16 protein-coding genes are annotated in these 16450 nt (G+C 50.9%); 7 read left to right on the top strand and 9 right to left on the bottom strand.

Annotated features, from left to right (window positions below; genetic code table 11):
- Positions 1-14 precede the first annotated feature (14 nt).
- A complete protein-coding gene (leuE, locus tag D9734_RS14550; protein ID WP_130208404.1) occupies positions 15-653 on the bottom strand; it encodes a leucine efflux protein LeuE in 639 nt (212 codons plus the stop codon).
- Positions 654-779: 126 nt separating this feature from the next.
- Positions 780-1703, bottom strand: a complete 924-nt coding sequence (gene dmlR / locus D9734_RS14555) for a DNA-binding transcriptional regulator DmlR (RefSeq protein ID WP_130208406.1) — start codon at positions 1701-1703, stop codon at positions 780-782.
- 102 nt (positions 1704-1805) lie between these two features.
- On the opposite strand from dmlR, the gene dmlA reads away from it, so the two are divergent.
- The 4 genes from dmlA to yeaX all read left to right on the top strand — a co-directional run bounded on the left by dmlA (position 1806) and on the right by yeaX (position 6929).
- Entirely contained in the window at positions 1806-2891 is a 1086-nt protein-coding gene (gene dmlA / locus D9734_RS14560; protein ID WP_130208408.1) for a multifunctional D-malate/3-isopropylmalate/tartarate dehydrogenase, read from the top strand.
- Between the two features lie 250 nt (positions 2892-3141).
- A complete protein-coding gene (yeaV, locus tag D9734_RS14565) occupies positions 3142-4752 on the top strand; it encodes a BCCT family transporter YeaV (RefSeq protein WP_130208410.1) in 1611 nt (536 codons plus the stop codon).
- 31 nt (positions 4753-4783) lie between these two features.
- Positions 4784-5908 (top strand): carnitine monooxygenase, oxygenase subunit YeaW, encoded by a 1125-nt coding sequence (gene yeaW / locus D9734_RS14570; protein WP_130208412.1) that lies wholly within the window; start codon positions 4784-4786, stop codon positions 5906-5908.
- A 55-nt stretch (positions 5909-5963) separates the two neighbouring features.
- Positions 5964-6929, top strand: coding sequence for a carnitine monooxygenase reductase subunit YeaX (gene yeaX, locus D9734_RS14575; RefSeq protein WP_130208414.1), 966 nt, complete (start codon positions 5964-5966; stop codon positions 6927-6929).
- A gap of 41 nt (positions 6930-6970) precedes the next feature.
- Here yeaX and rnd read toward each other — a convergent pair whose 3' ends face one another.
- From rnd to D9734_RS14600, 5 genes are all read right to left on the bottom strand, one after another.
- Complete coding sequence (gene rnd / locus D9734_RS14580) at positions 6971-8086, bottom strand: ribonuclease D (protein WP_130208416.1); 1116 nt, start codon at positions 8084-8086, stop codon at positions 6971-6973.
- Positions 8087-8167: 81 nt separating this feature from the next.
- Positions 8168-9853, bottom strand: coding sequence for a long-chain-fatty-acid--CoA ligase FadD (gene fadD / locus D9734_RS14585; protein ID WP_130208418.1), 1686 nt, complete (start codon positions 9851-9853; stop codon positions 8168-8170).
- Positions 9854-10057: 204 nt separating this feature from the next.
- Positions 10058-10639 carry a Slp family lipoprotein YeaY gene (gene yeaY, locus D9734_RS14590; protein WP_130208420.1) on the bottom strand — a complete coding sequence of 194 codons (582 nt, stop codon included), beginning with the start codon at positions 10637-10639 and terminating at the stop codon, positions 10058-10060.
- Between the two features lie 38 nt (positions 10640-10677).
- Positions 10678-11373 carry a tRNA (adenosine(37)-N6)-threonylcarbamoyltransferase complex dimerization subunit type 1 TsaB gene (tsaB, locus tag D9734_RS14595; protein ID WP_130208422.1) on the bottom strand — a complete coding sequence of 232 codons (696 nt, stop codon included), beginning with the start codon at positions 11371-11373 and terminating at the stop codon, positions 10678-10680.
- A 57-nt stretch (positions 11374-11430) separates the two neighbouring features.
- A complete protein-coding gene (locus D9734_RS14600) occupies positions 11431-13341 on the bottom strand; it encodes an ATP-dependent DNA helicase (protein ID WP_130208424.1) in 1911 nt (636 codons plus the stop codon).
- 131 nt (positions 13342-13472) lie between these two features.
- Between D9734_RS14600 and D9734_RS14605 the strand changes: the two genes are divergently transcribed.
- Both D9734_RS14605 and D9734_RS14610 read left to right on the top strand, forming a co-directional pair.
- Positions 13473-13817 (top strand): RidA family protein, encoded by a 345-nt coding sequence (locus tag D9734_RS14605; protein WP_010376144.1) that lies wholly within the window; start codon positions 13473-13475, stop codon positions 13815-13817.
- 433 nt (positions 13818-14250) lie between these two features.
- A complete protein-coding gene (locus D9734_RS14610; RefSeq protein ID WP_130208426.1) occupies positions 14251-14550 on the top strand; it encodes a DUF1889 family protein in 300 nt (99 codons plus the stop codon).
- Positions 14551-14674: 124 nt separating this feature from the next.
- Here D9734_RS14610 and D9734_RS14615 read toward each other — a convergent pair whose 3' ends face one another.
- Both D9734_RS14615 and D9734_RS14620 read right to left on the bottom strand, forming a co-directional pair.
- Complete coding sequence (locus tag D9734_RS14615) at positions 14675-14827, bottom strand: hypothetical protein (RefSeq protein WP_240780543.1); 153 nt, start codon at positions 14825-14827, stop codon at positions 14675-14677.
- 6 nt (positions 14828-14833) lie between these two features.
- A complete protein-coding gene (locus D9734_RS14620) occupies positions 14834-15013 on the bottom strand; it encodes a YoaH family protein (RefSeq protein ID WP_000457334.1) in 180 nt (59 codons plus the stop codon).
- A 73-nt stretch (positions 15014-15086) separates the two neighbouring features.
- On the opposite strand from D9734_RS14620, the gene pabB reads away from it, so the two are divergent.
- On the top strand, positions 15087-16448 hold the full coding sequence (gene pabB / locus D9734_RS14625; RefSeq protein ID WP_130208428.1) for an aminodeoxychorismate synthase component 1: 1362 nt from the start codon (positions 15087-15089) through the stop codon (positions 16446-16448).
- Positions 16449-16450 lie beyond the last annotated feature (2 nt).

The raw sequence follows: 16450 nt of genomic DNA on the forward strand, positions 1-16450 counted from the left end.
GCGGGCGGAAAGCATTAAGATTGCAGCGTCGCCAGTCGAGCGGCAAAACCGACAAACATCAAACCAATCAGAGAGTTGCCTAGTTTTGCCAGTTTCTTTTTAGTGCGAATGTACTGCGTGACAAAGGCGCCGGAAATAATCAGGAAGCTCAAATAACAGAAGCTGACTATCTCAAGTGTCATCGCCAGAATAAAGAACGAAATACCCGTATGTGGCGCATTAACGTCGATAAATTGCACGAAAAATGACACGTAGAATAAAATAGCTTTCGGGTTGGTCAGGCTCAATATTAGTGCGCGCTTGAAAATAGCGCCATATTGCGGTTCATCCGATTTGGCCTCGCTATTGTTGCCCTTCAGGGTGGCGTAAAGAATTTTACCCCCAAGATAGAGCAAATAAAACGCGCCAAGATAACGTACGATGTTGAATAATATCGGTGTGGTCTTAATCAACGTTGCCACACCTGCCCACGCCAGAAACATTAATACCGCATCACCAATAAATACGCCGCAGGCTGCAAGATAACCACCTTTCACTCCACTGCTGACGCTATTTTTAAGCACAAACAAAGTATTCGGCCCAGGCACCAGCACGATAAAAATGGCCCCAACCAGATAGGTCCAGTAATTCAGAACCCCATATTCAGCGAACACGTTAACCTCTTTAATTTTCTTTGGGAAATGCGCGATTAAAGGTGAATATGCTAACCAATCTGTAGTGGCTTAGAAAGGAGAAAATCAGGTTTTAACCTGATAATAACCCGATAATTGAATCATTAATCAGGCGTGATCCAGTGAAAAACTCGGGTAGTGTTCGGCAAAATACTGGCGTAAAAACTCTACCGTTATCCGCACCTTCGCTGATGTTGCCAGCCTGGATACATACACCGCCCAGACATTCGCGGGCTGATAATACTCCGGTAGTACCTGCACCAAATGACCACTGGCAATATTTTCGCTGACATCCCACCAGGATCGCAGCGCAATCCCCTGACCATCGAGACACCATTGATGCACTATTTCACCATGATTAGACGATAGCGGGCCGGTGACTTTAATGGCGTGGTTTCCTTCTTTATTGCGCAATTGCCAGACGCCAAATGGATGATCGCGCTCTTTTATAACCAGACAAGGTAATGCTGAAAGGTCCGTGAAATGTTTCGGCGCACCATGTTGTGCAATAAATTCCGGCGACGCGCAGAGGATACGGTAATTGGTCGCCAGTTTGCGGGCGATTAAGTTAGGTGCAATGTCATCACCAATACGAATATCGAGATCGACGCCTTCATTAACCAGGTCGACCAGTCTGTCTTCCACGTCAAAGCGTAATTCCAGTTGCGGATAAGCCTTTGCCAGCGCCGATAATGCCGGAGCTACAACTCGCCGTCCAAACCCAAAACTACTGATAACACGCAACATCCCTTGTGGCACGAGGCGCACGTCGGAGAGTTCATCCATCATCTGCCCGACATCCTGCAATATGCGCTGCGCCCACTCATAAATCCGCTCACCTTCTTCGGTGATCGTCACGCGACGAGTGGTGCGGTGTAATAACACCACGTTCAGCGTTTGTTCCAGTAAGGCGATACGCTTGCTAACGAAAGCCGGAGAAACACCCATTTCTTCTGCTACAGCAGCAAAACCAGCCCGGCGAGCCACCAGCATAAAGACGCGCAAATCGTTCAGCAGCGGTAAATTATTCATGATTCGTGTTTTATGTTTCACCAGTTGCGGGGATTAATTCCTTTTCAGTCAATTATAGGATGAGGGTATTGTCAATTTTGATGGTCAGGAAGTGAGAACCCAATGATGAAAACGTTTCGGATCGCTGCAATACCCGGGGATGGAATCGGCAAAGAAGTCCTTCCTGAAGGGATTCGTGTGTTACAGGCAGCCGCTGAACGCTGGGGCTTTGCCTTAAGCTTTGAGCAGATGGAATGGGCAAGCTGTGAATATTACAGCCATCACGGCAAAATGATGCCGGACGACTGGCATGAACAACTCAGCAGTTTCGACGCTATCTACTTTGGTGCCGTCGGCTGGCCGGATACCGTTCCGGACCATATTTCGTTATGGGGATCGCTGCTGAAATTTCGCCGTGAATTTGACCAATACGTTAACCTGCGTCCGGTCCGCCTCTTTCCAGGCGTACCTTGCCCACTGGCGGGGAAACAGCCTGGCGATATCGATTTTTACGTAGTGCGCGAGAACACGGAAGGCGAATACTCGTCTCTGGGTGGACGGCTAAACGAAGGAACGGAGCATGAGGTTGTCATCCAGGAATCGGTATTTACCCGCCGTGGCGTCGACCGTATTTTGCGTTATGCCTTTGAACTTGCACAAAGCCGCCCACGTAAGACGCTAACTTCTGCCACTAAATCGAACGGTTTAGCCATCAGCATGCCGTACTGGGATGAGCGAGTGGAAGCAATGGCTGAGAATTACCCTGGGATCCGCTGGGACAAACAGCATATTGATATTCTCTGCGCGCGTTTTGTGATGCAGCCGGAACGCTTCGATGTGGTGGTGGCGTCCAATTTGTTTGGCGATATCCTTTCCGACCTTGGCCCGGCCTGCACCGGCACCATCGGCATTGCCCCATCCGCCAACCTGAATCCGGAACGTACTTTCCCGTCGCTCTTCGAGCCTGTCCACGGTTCCGCGCCGGATATCTACGGGAAAAATATTGCTAACCCTATCGCCACGATTTGGGCCGGTGCAATGATGCTCGATTTCCTCGGCAATGGCGATGAGCGTTTCCAGCAAGCGCATAACGCTATTCTGGCAGCGATTGAAGAAGTGATTGCTCACGGGCCGAAAACACCCGATATGAAAGGCAATGCCACCACGCCACAGGTTGCCGACGCGATTTGCAAAATTATTTTGCGTTAAGGTCAAACCAGTTTATTTGAACCGCGTCACTGACGCGGTTTTTTTATTCATTCTCTTCAGTAAATAACCTGCGTCATTTCACCTTTTATTGTTTCCGTTTCGTGTTTTATGGCTTTCCGTATTCTTAATTGTTTAATTTATGTAACATGCAAATAATCAATTTGTTAAACACAACATGCAATTCATTACCCTGCACATAATTACAACTGGCAAAAGCCAGAGACGGGCTTTTATGCCCAGGAGATGACTCATGATGAGCAATGTTAAGAAAAAAGATGTGCCGCTGATAAGCATCAGCCTGGTGGCCATTCTTTTCATCGCAGCTGCATTAAGCCTTTTCCCACAACAATCGGCCGACGCGGCCAACGCAATATTCACTTTTGTCACGCGTACGTTAGGTTCCGCCGTACAGGTATTGGTTTTGCTGGCAATGGGACTGGTGATTTATTTAGCCACCAGTAAATACGGCAATATTCGTCTTGGCGAAGGAAAACCGGAATACAGCACGCTCTCCTGGCTGTTTATGTTTATTTGTGCCGGTTTAGGTTCTTCTACGCTTTATTGGGGGGTTGCTGAGTGGGCCTATTATTATCAAACGCCTGGTTTAAATATCGCGCCGCGTTCACAACAGGCACTCGAATTTAGCGTTCCCTACTCCTTCTTCCATTGGGGCATCAGCGCCTGGGCAACTTATACGCTGGCCTCATTAATCATGGCTTACCACTTTCATGTGCGGAAAAATAAAGGGCTGAGCCTTTCCGGCATTATTGCTGCTATTACCGGCGTTCGCCCGCAAGGTACGTGGGGAAAACTGGTCGATTTGATGTTCCTGATCGCCACTGTCGGCGCACTGACCATTTCCCTGGTCGTCACCGCCGCAACCTTTACCCGTGGGCTTTCCGCGCTGACCGGTTTACCGGATAACTTCACCGTGCAGGCATTTGTGATCCTGCTTTCCGGCGGCATTTTTTGCCTTAGCTCGTGGATTGGTATCAACAACGGTTTGCAACGTCTGAGCAAAATGGTTGGCTGGGGCGCCTTCCTGCTGCCATTGCTGGTTCTGATTGTCGGCCCAACCGAATTTATTACCAACAGCATCATCAATGCCATCGGCCTGACCACGCAAAACTTCCTGCAAATGAGCTTATTTACCGATCCGCTTGGCGATGGTTCATTTACCCGCAACTGGACCGTTTTCTACTGGCTGTGGTGGATCTCATACACCCCTGGCGTAGCAATGTTTGTCACTCGCGTTTCCCGCGGTCGTAAGATTAAAGAAGTTATCTGGGGCTTGATCCTCGGCAGCACCGTCGGTTGCTGGTTCTTCTTCGGTGTAATGGAAAGCTATGCCATTCATCAGTTTATCAATGGCGTAATCAACGTCCCACAGGTGCTGGAAACACTGGGCGGTGAAACTGCCGTTCAACAAGTTCTGATGTCGTTGCCAGCCGGTAAATTGTTCCTCGCCGCATACCTGGGCGTGATGATTATTTTCCTTGCCTCGCATATGGATGCGGTGGCCTACACCATGGCGGCGACCAGTACGCGAAATCTCCAGGAAGGTGACGATCCTGACCGTGGGCTGCGTCTTTTCTGGTGCGTGGTGATCACACTGATCCCGCTTTCAATTCTGTTCACCGGCGCGTCGCTGGAAACAATGAAAACCACCGTCGTGCTCACAGCCCTTCCCTTCCTCGTCATTTTACTGGTGAAAGTCGGCGGATTTCTTCGCTGGCTGAAACAGGATTACGCCGACATTCCGGCTCATCAAGTTGAACATTATCTCCCGCAAACACCGGTTGAAGCCCCGGAAAAAACGCCAGTGCTCCCTGCGGGAACCGTATTCAAAGGCGACAACTGAGCGCCATCATCCTAACGATAAAGGTATCCCTATGAGCAATCTGAGCCCTGACTTTGTACTACCCGAAAATTTTTGCGCTAACCCGCAGGAGGCGTGGACCATTCCTGCCCGTTTTTATACCGATCAGAGCGCCTTTGAACACGAAAAAGAAAACGTCTTCGCCAAAAGCTGGATTTGCGTCGCTCACAGTAGCGAACTGGCGAATGCGAATGATTACGTGACGCGTGAGATCATTGGCGAAAGCATTGTTCTGGTACGCGGTCGTGATAAGGTTTTGCGCGCGTTCTATAACGTGTGTCCGCACCGTGGTCATCAGTTGTTGAGCGGTGAAGGAAAAGCAAAAAATGTGATTACCTGTCCGTATCACGCATGGGCATTCAAACTCGATGGCAACCTGGCCCACGCACGTAACTGTGAAAACGTCGCTAATTTCGACAGCGACAAAGCGCAACTGGTCCCGGTGCGTCTGGAAGAATATGCCGGATTCGTCTTCATCAACATGGACCCCAACGCCACCAGCGTTGAAGATCAGTTACCCGGTCTGGGCGCGAAAGTGCTGGAAGCCTGCCCGGAAGTCCACGACCTGAAACTGGCGGCCCGCTTTACCACCCGCACGCCTGCCAACTGGAAGAACATTGTCGATAACTATCTCGAGTGCTATCACTGTGGTCCGGCGCATCCAGGTTTCTCCGACTCCGTTCAGGTTGATCGTTACTGGCACACCATGCACGGCAACTGGACACTGCAATACGGTTTCGCCAAACCGTCAGAACAGTCGTTTAAATTTGAAGAGGGTACGGATGCGGCATTCCACGGTTTCTGGCTGTGGCCGTGCACTATGCTGAACGTCACACCGATCAAAGGGATGATGACGGTCATTTATGAATTCCCGGTGGATTCTGAAACCACCCTGCAAAACTACGATATTTACTTCACCAATGAAGAGTTAACCGACGAGCAAAAATCGCTGATTGAGTGGTATCGCGATGTGTTCCGTCCGGAGGATTTACGTCTGGTTGAAAGCGTACAGAAAGGGCTGAAATCGCGTGGCTATCGTGGTCAGGGGCGCATCATGGCCGACAGTAGCGGTAGCGGGATTTCCGAACACGGTATCGCCCATTTCCATAATCTGCTGGCGCAGGTATTTAAGGACTAATGACATCGGCGGCGGTCTATTCCGCCGCCGGGCTGATTTTTGATGGAGTACAGCAATGTCAGACTATCAAATGTTTGAAGTACAGGTGAGTCAGGTAGAACCGCTTACCGAGCAGGTGAAACGCTTCACGCTGGTGACAACCGATGGCAAACCATTACCTGCGTTCACCGGAGGAAGTCACGTCATTGTGCAGATGAGCGATGGTGATAACCAGTACAGCAATGCGTATTCGCTGCTGAGTTCGCCGCTCGATACAACTCATTATCAGATTGCCGTTCGACTGGAAGAAAACTCGCGCGGTGGTTCGCGCTTTTTGCATCAGCAGGTGAAAGCTGGCGATCGGTTGACCATTTCGACGCCTAATAATCTGTTTGCGCTAATTCCCTCGGCCAGAAAGCATCTGTTTATCGCGGGCGGTATTGGTATCACCCCTTTCCTGTCGCATATGGCAGAGTTGCAACACAGCGACGTCGACTGGCAGCTACATTACTGCTCGCGAAATCCAGAAAGTTGCGCATTTCGTGATGAGCTAGTCCAGCATCCGCAGACTGATAAAATCCATTTTCATCACTCATCGATCGGAACGCGACTTGAATTAGCGCGATTATTGGCGGATATCGAACCTGGCACACACGTTTATACCTGTGGCCCCGAGGCGCTAAATGAAGCGGTAAGAAGTGAAGCTGCACGTCTGGACATCGCCGCCGATACGCTGCATTTTGAGCAGTTTGCTATTGAAGACAAAACCGGCGATGCGTTTACACTAGTGCTCGCCCGTTCCGGTAAAGAGTTTGTGGTGCCGGAAGAGATGAGCATTTTGCAGGTTATTGAAAATAATAAAGCGGCAAAAGTGGAATGTTTATGTCGTGAAGGGGTATGCGGGACCTGCGAAACGGCGATTCTGGAAGGTGAAGCTGACCATCGGGACCAGTATTTTAGCGATGAAGAACGCGCCAGCCAGCAAAGTATGTTGATCTGTTGTTCACGCGCGAAGGGTAAACGCCTGGTGTTGGATTTGTAGTTTGCCTGAAGCCGGACGCACCTGTCCGGCTCAGGAAGGTTTTACTGCGGATATTCCTGCAATAAATTGTGCAATGCTTCTGCCATCAGCTCACCGCGCCAGCCGGAAATCAGCTCCGGCAAATTGTTCTGCGGTTTCAGTTTCCAGTGCCAGTTCAGCAGTTGGTTGATTTGCCGACGCGATGCCAGCAATTCGACGCTGATCTTGTGTATTTCGCTCACGTCAGTGATCAGCGACTTAATCGCTTTAAACGCTTTGCGATAACCGGGCATATCCATCAGGTTAAGCATCGGCTGCGGTAAGGCCTCTTCCGGCAATGCCTGCGCTTTTTCCACCAGCGCCAGCAGCGTTTTACCGTGAAAGCGGATTTCGCTACCGGATAAACCCAGACTGCCCAGCTCGCCCAAACTCCCCGGCATATAACGCGCCACCGACCACAAATGCTCTTCACGCACGACAAAGTTAACCGCCAGATCGCGCTCCCGCGCTTTACGCAGGCGCCAGTCGGCTAACAGTTGCAGACAGGCCAGTTGGCGTGTGCGTAACTGCCAGGCATTGGTGATATCACGCCATGCATCTTCCGGCGCAACGACTTCCTGACGACGCATTTGCATCAGGCGGCATTCATCCAGGGCCGCAGGTAACCAGCCAGAGGCTTCCGTTTCTACCATTAGCTTTGCGGTGATCGGTAACAAATACCAGACGTCCGCTGCCGCGTATTCGCATTGACGTTCGGTTAGCGGTCTTGCCACCCAGTCGGTGCGCGATTCACTCTTGTCGAGCGTAACGCCGGTGTACTCTTCCACCATGGAAGCAAATCCCCACGACATCGGGCGTCCGCAGAAAGCAGCGAGGATTTGCGTGTCAATCAGGGGTTGTGGTAATTCGCCAAAGACATTGAGGAACACTTCCAGATCCTCACTGCCCGCATGGAGAAATTTGGTAATGGACGGATCACGCAGGATCGCTTTCAGCGGTGACCAGTCGGTGATCCCGAGCGGATCGATTAGCGCCAGATGCTCGCCATCGAAAAGTTGAATCAACCCCAGCTGCGGGTAATAAGTGCGCGTACGAACAAATTCAGTATCCAGGGCTATCGCCGGAAAGGCACGGACGGCTTCACACAAAGAAGCCAGCGCATCGTCCGTGGTAATCATTTGGTAATTCAAATTGTATTCTCTTTAGTGGGCGTCAAAAAAAACGCCGGATTAACCGGCGTCTGACGACTGACTTAACGCTCAGGCTTTATTGTCCACTTTGCCGCGCGCTTCGTCACGTAATTCTCGTCGCAAAATTTTTCCGACGTTAGATTTCGGTAACTCATCACGAAACTCCACCAGCTTCGGTACTTTGTAGCCCGTGAGCTGACGGCGGCAAAAGGTCACCAGTGACTCTTCGGTAAGCGATGGATCTTTTTTCACTACGAAGATTTTCACCGCTTCACCACTGGAGCCGGAAGGTACGCCAACCGCCGCGACTTCCTGTACGCCAGGATGCTGCATGACGACATCTTCAATCTCGTTGGGATAAACGTTAAAACCGGAAACCAGAATCATGTCTTTTTTGCGATCGACAATACGCAGGAATCCTTCTTCATCCATCACCGCGATGTCGCCAGTGTGTAACCAGCCATTTTTGATGATCTCATCGGTAGCATCCGGACGCTGCCAGTACCCCAGCATCACCTGCGGTCCTTTGACACAAAGCTCACCCGGTTGACCCGGTGGTACTTCGTTGTCGTCGTCATCCACCAGTTTGGCTTCCGTCGACGGTACCGGCAAACCGATGCTACCGCTATGATAATCAATATCATACGGGTTAACGCTGACCAGCGGCGCGCACTCGGTCAGGCCATAACCTTCCAGCAGATACTGTCCGGTCAGTTTCACCCAGCGTTCTGCCACCACTTGTTGAACAGGCATCCCACCGCCTGCGGAAAGGTGCAGACTGGAGAAATCCAGTTGCTGGAACTCTTTATTGTTCAGCAACGCATTGAACAAGGTGTTTACGCCGGTGATAGCGGTAAACGGATATTTCGCCAGCTCTTTCACCAGCCCCGGAATATCACGTGGGTTAGTAATAAGCAGGTTCTGCCCGCCCAGTTCAATAAACAGCAGACAGTTAATGGTCAGTGCAAAAATGTGATAGAGCGGCAGTGCCGTTACTACCAGTTCTTTACCTGGATGCAGCAACGGCCCATAGGTGGCGTTGACCTGTTCCAGGTTCGCCAGCATATTGCGGTGAGTCAGCATCGCGCCTTTCGCCACGCCTGTGGTGCCGCCGGTATATTGCAGGAAGGCTAAATCTTCCGGCACCAGTTCGGGTTTGACGTACTGCATCCGGTAGCCGTTATGCAGGGCGCTACGAAATGAAATGGCATCTGGCAGATGGTATTTCGGCACCAGACGCTTGATGTATTTAACAACGAAATTGACTACCGTGCCTTTTGCCGTAGAAAGTTGATCGCCCATACGAGTCAGAATAACGTGCTGGATTGCAGTTTTATCAACCACTTTTTCCAGGGTGTGAGCAAAGTTAGACACGATAACAATCGCCGATGCGCCACTATCGTTAAGCTGATGCTCAAGCTCGCGCGGGGTATACAACGGGTTGACGTTTACGACAATCATCCCGGCGCGCAAAATGCCGAACAGCGCCACTGGATATTGCAATAAGTTAGGCATCATCAGCGCAACGCGATCGCCTTTCTTCAGCCCCAACCCTTGTTGCAAATAAGCGGCAAACGCGCGACTGCGTTCTTCCAGCTTGCGGAAGGTCATTACCTCCCCCATATTCATAAACGCGGGCTGATCGGCGTAGCGCGTGACCGACTGCTCAAACATATCTACCAGAGATTGATAACGGTCAGGGTTGATCTCCGTCGGAACATCCGCGGGATAACGGTTAAGCCAAACCTTCTTCAATTCTTCACCTCTAAAATGCGTGTTCGTCGTCATCGCAACCCCAAGTGATAAACATGTTGTTAACATAATATTAACTCATCTTACCAGCTTGATAATTACCCAACGAAAAGGTTGCGAAGCGCGTCACTATTTATTTTTATCTTTACCGTAAGAATGCAGAAACAGCGGACCAGCCGCTGTTTCTTTTTCTTTAAAAACAAGCAATTATTCAGTTACAACTGTTTGTACTCTCGCGGGGCCGGGATTATACCAGCCCCATCCGCCGTAGCCATAGGGCCAGCCTCGCCCACCATAAAACCAGGGATCAATCGGCTGTGGCGGCATAATCACCTGCTGGGTTAAATGCCAACGTTTGTAACCCGTTGCCTGCATTACCATAAATTTATATGGCGTGTTGCCGATTTTTCCGTCAACCGTACCGGTGATTGGCCCGACAACTGTCACCAGCTGTCCTCGGAAATCGACCGGATCAAGAAAACCATTCACATCGGCATAAATGCGCCCACGCGACGGTTCTCCCAGCGTCGGCCTTGCTCCGCTGTCGAGTGGTACAGTGGCAATTTCCAGGCGGGTTTTCCCTTGCTGGTTTTGCACCGCAACCACTTTACCGCCAAATCGCGCTTCCTGACCAACGTACAGCTGCGGCGCACTCATCACCCGAACTAAATCTTGTTGCGGCGTTGGGCTACTGCCTTTAATGGCGTCCGGCACAGTGACACAACCGCTCAGTATTAGCGCAAACGTACCTGCCAGTATGCCTTTGATAACATTGTTTTGAACCGCCATGATGCGACTCCTTTTTTCTCAGGGCATACTCTTAAGATTCATTCTTTGCCCGGAAGTTTCTTCCATGCGACGTTGTTACGCAAATAAACCGGCTCGGCATGTTCCACTGCCACCGTTTTACCCTCGGCAAACATCTGACAGGCAATCGGCAGCATATCTTCTGCAGCGGGCAGTAACACTTCGCCATCGCGCAAAACCAGACCGCTCTCTTTACCGAGATCCGGCCAGGCTTGCCAGCCTGTACCCACGGTCGCCCATTCACCGGAAAGCTGTTGCATCCGTTCATGAACGAGTTCTGGTTTGAGTACGGCTTCGGTTTCTTCACCATGCCAGACACCGTTTTCATCACGCTGATATTCGGCCCAGTAAACTTCGCCCATTCGCGCGTCAATGGCTGCCAGCACGCGGGTTGCGCCGTTTTTGCGCCACGCCCCTTGCGCCATCGTCATTAGCGTGGAGACGCCAATCATCGGTAGCTCCGCACCAAGTGCCAGTCCTTGCGCGATGCCAATACCGATGCGTACGCCGGTGAAACTACCGGGGCCGCGCCCGTAAGCCAGAGCGTTAATGTCAGTCAGGGAGGTTCCGCTGGCGGTCAGGATATCCTGCACCATCGGTAAGATTCGTTGAGTATGTTCACGTGGGCAAAGCTCGAAATGAGCATTGACAGTACCGTCGTTCCACAGGGCGACAGAGCAGGCCTCTGTCGCGGTATCGATAGCCAGAATTCGCATGGGTCTTCGTGCTTAGATCAATAAAAAGGCGCGCATCATACCATACTCCATCACAAATTACCTGGAGGATGGTATCGCAAGGAAACGAACCGCACGGGCAATATCACGGGTACGCGGCGCGGGCGGCAGGCTGGCAAGGAAAGTGGCGCCATAAGGGCGCATCACCAACCGATTGTCGCAAATCACCAGCACGCCGCGATCGTCGGCGTCGCGAATCAGTCGCCCTACTCCCTGTTTGAGAGTAATGACGGCATCTGGTAGTTGCACTTCATCGAACGGGTCACCACCACGCAAACGGCAATCTTCCATGCGCGCTTTTAACAGTGGATCATCCGGCGAGGTAAACGGCAATTTGTCGATAATCACCAATGACAATGTATCGCCACGAACGTCCACCCCTTCCCAGAAGCTGCTGGTTGCCACAAGAAGCGCGTTACCGGCACTGACAAACTGCTGCAACAGTTGGCCTTTGCTGGTTTCTCCCTGCAACAAAACGGGAAGCGTCATGGTAGCGCGGAACTGCTCGGCCAGATCGCGCATCATGGCGTGCGAGGTACAAAGCATAAAGCAACGACCGTTGTTGGCTTCGATGATCGGTCGCAGCATTGCCGCTAACTGGCGAGCAGAACCTGGCTGGTTGGTTTGCGGCAGGTTGCGCGGCACACAGAGTAACGCCTGGCGGCTGTAATCAAAGGGGCTTGGCAACAGCAACGACTCGGCCTGTTCGATGCCAAGCCGCGAGGTGAAATGATGCAGATCGTCATTCACCGACAACGTTGCCGAGGTAAAGATCCAGCTTCCGGGCTTTTGCGCCATTAGCTCTTTAAATTTATCCGCCACGCTAAGCGGCGTGAGCGCCAAAGTAAAATGGCGCGAAGTGCATTCGTACCAGTAGCTGTAGCCTGGTTGGTTGATCTCTTTCAGCCGCTTCAGACGTGTACGATATAACGTGGCGCGTTCAAATGCCGCATCCAGCAAGGCGGAACGCCCCAAAGACAGTTTCGCCACGTCGTAACAGAGTTCAAGGGTGTCATCGAGCAGTAAAAACGCCCGCTGAATTTGTGGGTTGGCTAACAGTTCGCGCAGATTACCGCGATAACCTGGCTCGCCGAGTTGCAGACGAAAATCCTGCGCGCTCTGGGCAAGACGGTCGGCGCATTTTTGTAACTGTTGAGTGTCTTTTAATTCGGTGCGATAGGCGATGGTGATGTCTTTTGCCAGATCGAGCAGTTGTCGGCTGGAGAGCGACTGTCCAAAGTACTGGCTGGCAATGTCCGGCAGCTGGTGGGCTTCGTCGAAGATCATCACGTCTGCTTCCGGGATCAACTCGCCAAATCCACTTTCTTTAACCACCATATCCGCCAGAAACAGATGATGGTTCACCACAACCACATCAGCATCCATCGCTTTTTTACGCGCTTTGACCACAAAGCAATCTTTATACATCGGGCAGTCGCTGCCAAGACAGTTGTCGTTGGTGCTGGTGACCAGCGGCCACGCCTGCGAGTCTTCCGCCACGCTAACGCAGGTGCTGATATCGCCATCTACCGTCTGATTTGACCATGAACGCAGGAGGATCACATCGCTTAAGGTTTGTACTGGCAAATCTCCGCCCGCCAGTGCCTGCTGTTCCAGTCGTTCGAGGCAGAGGTAGTTTGAGCGCCCTTTCAGCAACGCCACGTTGCCAGTGTATTTCAGCGCCTTTGCCACCGTCGGCAAATCGCGGCTGTAGAGCTGATCCTGCAACGCTTTTGAGCCAGTTGAAATTATGACTTTCTTTTTCGCCCGCAGTGCAGGAGCAAGGTAGGCATAGGTTTTACCCGTACCGGTTCCCGCTTCCACCACCAGCGGCTGGCTTTTTTCAATCGCCTGGGTCACAGCGACTGCCATCTGTCGCTGTGGTTCACGCGGCTTAAAGCCTGGTATCGCTTTCGCCAGTTGACCGTCTGGTGCAAAATCGTCCGTCACACTACCCCCTGTTGATTTGAACAGGGATTATGTCAGGCCAGGCTGGTTTTCGCCAGTTGAAGTGGTGACGGCAACCTCACATTGTGGCAGTCTTTGCAGCACAAAAATGGAAAGTTAATGAGGACATAATGATGACTATCGTTCGTATCGACGCTGAAGCCCGCTGGTCTGATGTGGTGATCCACAACAACACGCTCTACTACACTGGCGTACCAGAAAACCTCGATGCCGATGCTTTTGAACAAACCGCCAACACGCTGGCGCAAATTGACGCCGTGCTGGAAAAACAGGGCAGCAATAAATCGAGCATTCTGGATGCCACCATTTTCCTTGCCGATAAAAACGACTTTGCGGCAATGAATAAAGCATGGGATGCCTGGGTTGTAGCGGGTCACGCGCCGGTGCGCTGCACGGTGCAGGCGGGGCTGATGAATCCGCAGTACAAGGTTGAAATTAAGATTATCGCTGCGGTTTAATTCCTGAAAAAGAATTCTATCAAAGTAAAAATCAGACGATAATTGTTCGAAAATACTGGTCGGTTATAAACAAATCGGCCAGTGTTTAAGAGGATACTTTAGATAAATAATGAAATCCGTCAGGTAACTTATTTTTATGATTTCAACTGCATCTATACAAAAATGATATTAATCACCCAAATTAAACCATTCTGTTAACTCCCCGAGCCGTTTACTCTGACTTTTCTGCCCTTAACAATCTGGCTGGAGCGCGGCGATTTACCGTTAATTTTTTGCCATATCACTAGAAAACCCGCCATGACCTGCTACCTTTAAAATACCTGAATGTCAACAGGTTAACTAATGAGATATCGTTATAATCCCTTTGATATTAGATGCAATTTAATGTCATATATAGCCTTATCGAAAACGTGGTTAATTTAAGGACAAGAATATGCCTGCTGCAATAGATAAAGCCCTGGATTTCATTAGTGCCATGGATGTATCAGCATCAACACCAAGCTCGATGAATGAAAGTACGGCGAAAGGAATATTTAAATATTTGCATGACCTGGGAGTCCCCGCGAGTACCGCCGATATTACTGCGCGAGCTGAACAGGAAGGCTGGAATCCTGGATTCACGGAAAAAATGGTGGGATGGGCAAAAAAGATGGATTCTGGCGAACGCGTGGTGATTAAAAACCCTGAATACTTCTCGTCTTATATGCAGGAAGAACTTAAAGCCCTTGTGTGAGTTAAAACTCCAGCTTTAAAAATCAATCCGGACGCTTTCATTGACCTCAAAAAAGCGTCCTTTTTTCTCGTCATCATAAACACAGCCAAAATTAACCAACAGATATGGCCCCGTGATTTTTGTTTCAACACAGCGGACCATTGTCATAACGCGCGCCGTCCAGGCACATACCGTCAAAAATGGCACGATGTAAGTTCATGCCGGAAAAATCTCTGCCGATGAGGCTATCCGTATCAAGATACAGGACGTCATCCGTGACGAAATCGATACGGATCATTTTGTGTTACTCGTCTTCATCCTCAAAACGCGCCACAATCCGCTCACCGGAATGGTTGGCACGCAACTCTTCTGCCACCAGCGCGATGGCCTGACCACTGCTCATACCCTGTGCCATCAGTTCCTGAATACGCTCAACGGCTTTTTGCTGCTGTTCATGGGTGAGTGAAGGTAAACCTGCAAACATTGTTAACTCCTGCTAAATTGTTGGCGCTAATTATTTCATGCTACCCGGCACATAGCCAGTAGAGTCAGGACTGATGAAGACGTTATCTCCCGCTGTGATTACTTTACCCTGGCGTCAGGACGCCGCTGAATTTTATTTCTCCCGCTTAAGCCACCTGCCGTGGGCGATGTTGTTGCACTCCGGCTATGCCGACCATCCGCATAGCCGCTTTGATATTGTGGTGGCTGACCCCGTTTGCACTTTAACCACTCACGATAATGAAACCGTGGTATGTGAAGGAGAAATCAGCACAACGACCACTGACGATCCGCTCAAAGCGCTCCAGCAGGCACTGGACCGAGCAAACATTCACCCGTCGCATAATGGTGATTTGCCATTTCAGGGCGGCGCACTGGGGCTGTTTGGCTACGATCTGGGCCGCCGTTTTGAGTCACTGCCGGAAGTGGCGCTGAGAGATATCGACCTGCCTGATATGGCGGTTGGTATCTACGACTGGGCGCTGATCGTCGATCACCAGCGCCAGCGTATTTCGCTACTCAGCCATCGTGATGTCAATGCCCGTCTGGCGTGGCTGGATAGCCAGCAAATAGCACCACAGCAAGATTTCCAGTTAACATCCGCCTGGCAATCCAATATGAACCGCGAGCAGTATGGCGAGAAATTTCGCCAGGTACAGGAATATCTGCACAGCGGCGATTGCTATCAGGTGAATCTCGCCCAGCGTTTTCACGCGACCTATTCTGGCGATGAATGGCAGGCGTTCGTTCAGCTTAATCAGGCCAACCGCGCACCGTTCAGTGCCTTCCTGCGTCTGGAACAAGGTGTGATTTTAAGCCTTTCACCAGAACGGTTTATTCTTTGTGATGGTGGTGAGCTCCAGACCCGCCCGATTAAAGGCACGCTCCCACGCTTGTCCGATCCTCAGGAAGATAGCAAACAAGCTGAAAAACTGGCGAACTCACCGAAAGATCGCGCCGAAAACCTGATGATTGTCGATTTAATGCGCAATGACATCGGTCGCGTTGCTGTACCAGGCTCAGTAAAAGTGCCTGAACTGTTTGTAGTAGAACCCTTCCCTGCCGTGCATCATCTGGTCAGCACCATAACGGCGCAACTACCAGAACAGTTACACGCCAGCGATCTGCTGCGCGCGGCTTTTCCTGGTGGTTCAATCACCGGCGCGCCGAAAGTGCGGGCAATGGAAATTATTGATGAACTGGAACCGCAGCGACGCAATGCCTGGTGCGGCAGCATTGGCTATTTAAGCTTCTGCGGCAATATGGATACCAGCATCACCATCCGCACGCTAACGGCGGTTAACGGGCAGATTTACTGTTCCGCTGGTGGCGGCATCGTTGCTGATAGCCAGGAAGAAGCGGAATATCAGGAAACTTTTGATAAAGTTAATCGTATCCTGAAGCAACTGGAGAAGTAAGA

The organism is Escherichia sp. E14S1, assembly GCF_004211995.1.
In the GTDB taxonomy this organism is placed as follows: domain Bacteria; phylum Pseudomonadota; class Gammaproteobacteria; order Enterobacterales; family Enterobacteriaceae; genus Escherichia.

Excerpts from the sequence above, each read along its gene's own strand:
- D9734_RS14610 (WP_130208426.1), top strand. The coding sequence starts at position 14,251 with ATGCCTGCTGCAATAGATAAAGCCCTGGATTTCATTAGTGCCATGGAT.
- pabB (WP_130208428.1), top strand. The coding sequence starts at position 15,087 with ATGAAGACGTTATCTCCCGCTGTGATTACTTTACCCTGGCGTCAGGAC.
- D9734_RS14620 (WP_000457334.1), bottom strand. The coding sequence starts at position 15,013 with ATGTTTGCAGGTTTACCTTCACTCACCCATGAACAGCAGCAAAAAGCC.
- tsaB (WP_130208422.1), bottom strand. The coding sequence starts at position 11,373 with ATGCGAATTCTGGCTATCGATACCGCGACAGAGGCCTGCTCTGTCGCC.
- D9734_RS14615 (WP_240780543.1), bottom strand. The coding sequence starts at position 14,827 with ATGATCCGTATCGATTTCGTCACGGATGACGTCCTGTATCTTGATACG.
- yeaY (WP_130208420.1), bottom strand. The coding sequence starts at position 10,639 with ATGGCGGTTCAAAACAATGTTATCAAAGGCATACTGGCAGGTACGTTT.
- D9734_RS14605 (WP_010376144.1), top strand. The coding sequence starts at position 13,473 with ATGACTATCGTTCGTATCGACGCTGAAGCCCGCTGGTCTGATGTGGTG.
- dmlA (WP_130208408.1), top strand. The coding sequence starts at position 1,806 with ATGATGAAAACGTTTCGGATCGCTGCAATACCCGGGGATGGAATCGGC.
- yeaW (WP_130208412.1), top strand. The coding sequence starts at position 4,784 with ATGAGCAATCTGAGCCCTGACTTTGTACTACCCGAAAATTTTTGCGCT.
- dmlR (WP_130208406.1), bottom strand. The coding sequence starts at position 1,703 with ATGAATAATTTACCGCTGCTGAACGATTTGCGCGTCTTTATGCTGGTG.
- yeaV (WP_130208410.1), top strand. The coding sequence starts at position 3,142 with ATGATGAGCAATGTTAAGAAAAAAGATGTGCCGCTGATAAGCATCAGC.
- yeaX (WP_130208414.1), top strand. The coding sequence starts at position 5,964 with ATGTCAGACTATCAAATGTTTGAAGTACAGGTGAGTCAGGTAGAACCG.
- rnd (WP_130208416.1), bottom strand. The coding sequence starts at position 8,086 with ATGATTACCACGGACGATGCGCTGGCTTCTTTGTGTGAAGCCGTCCGT.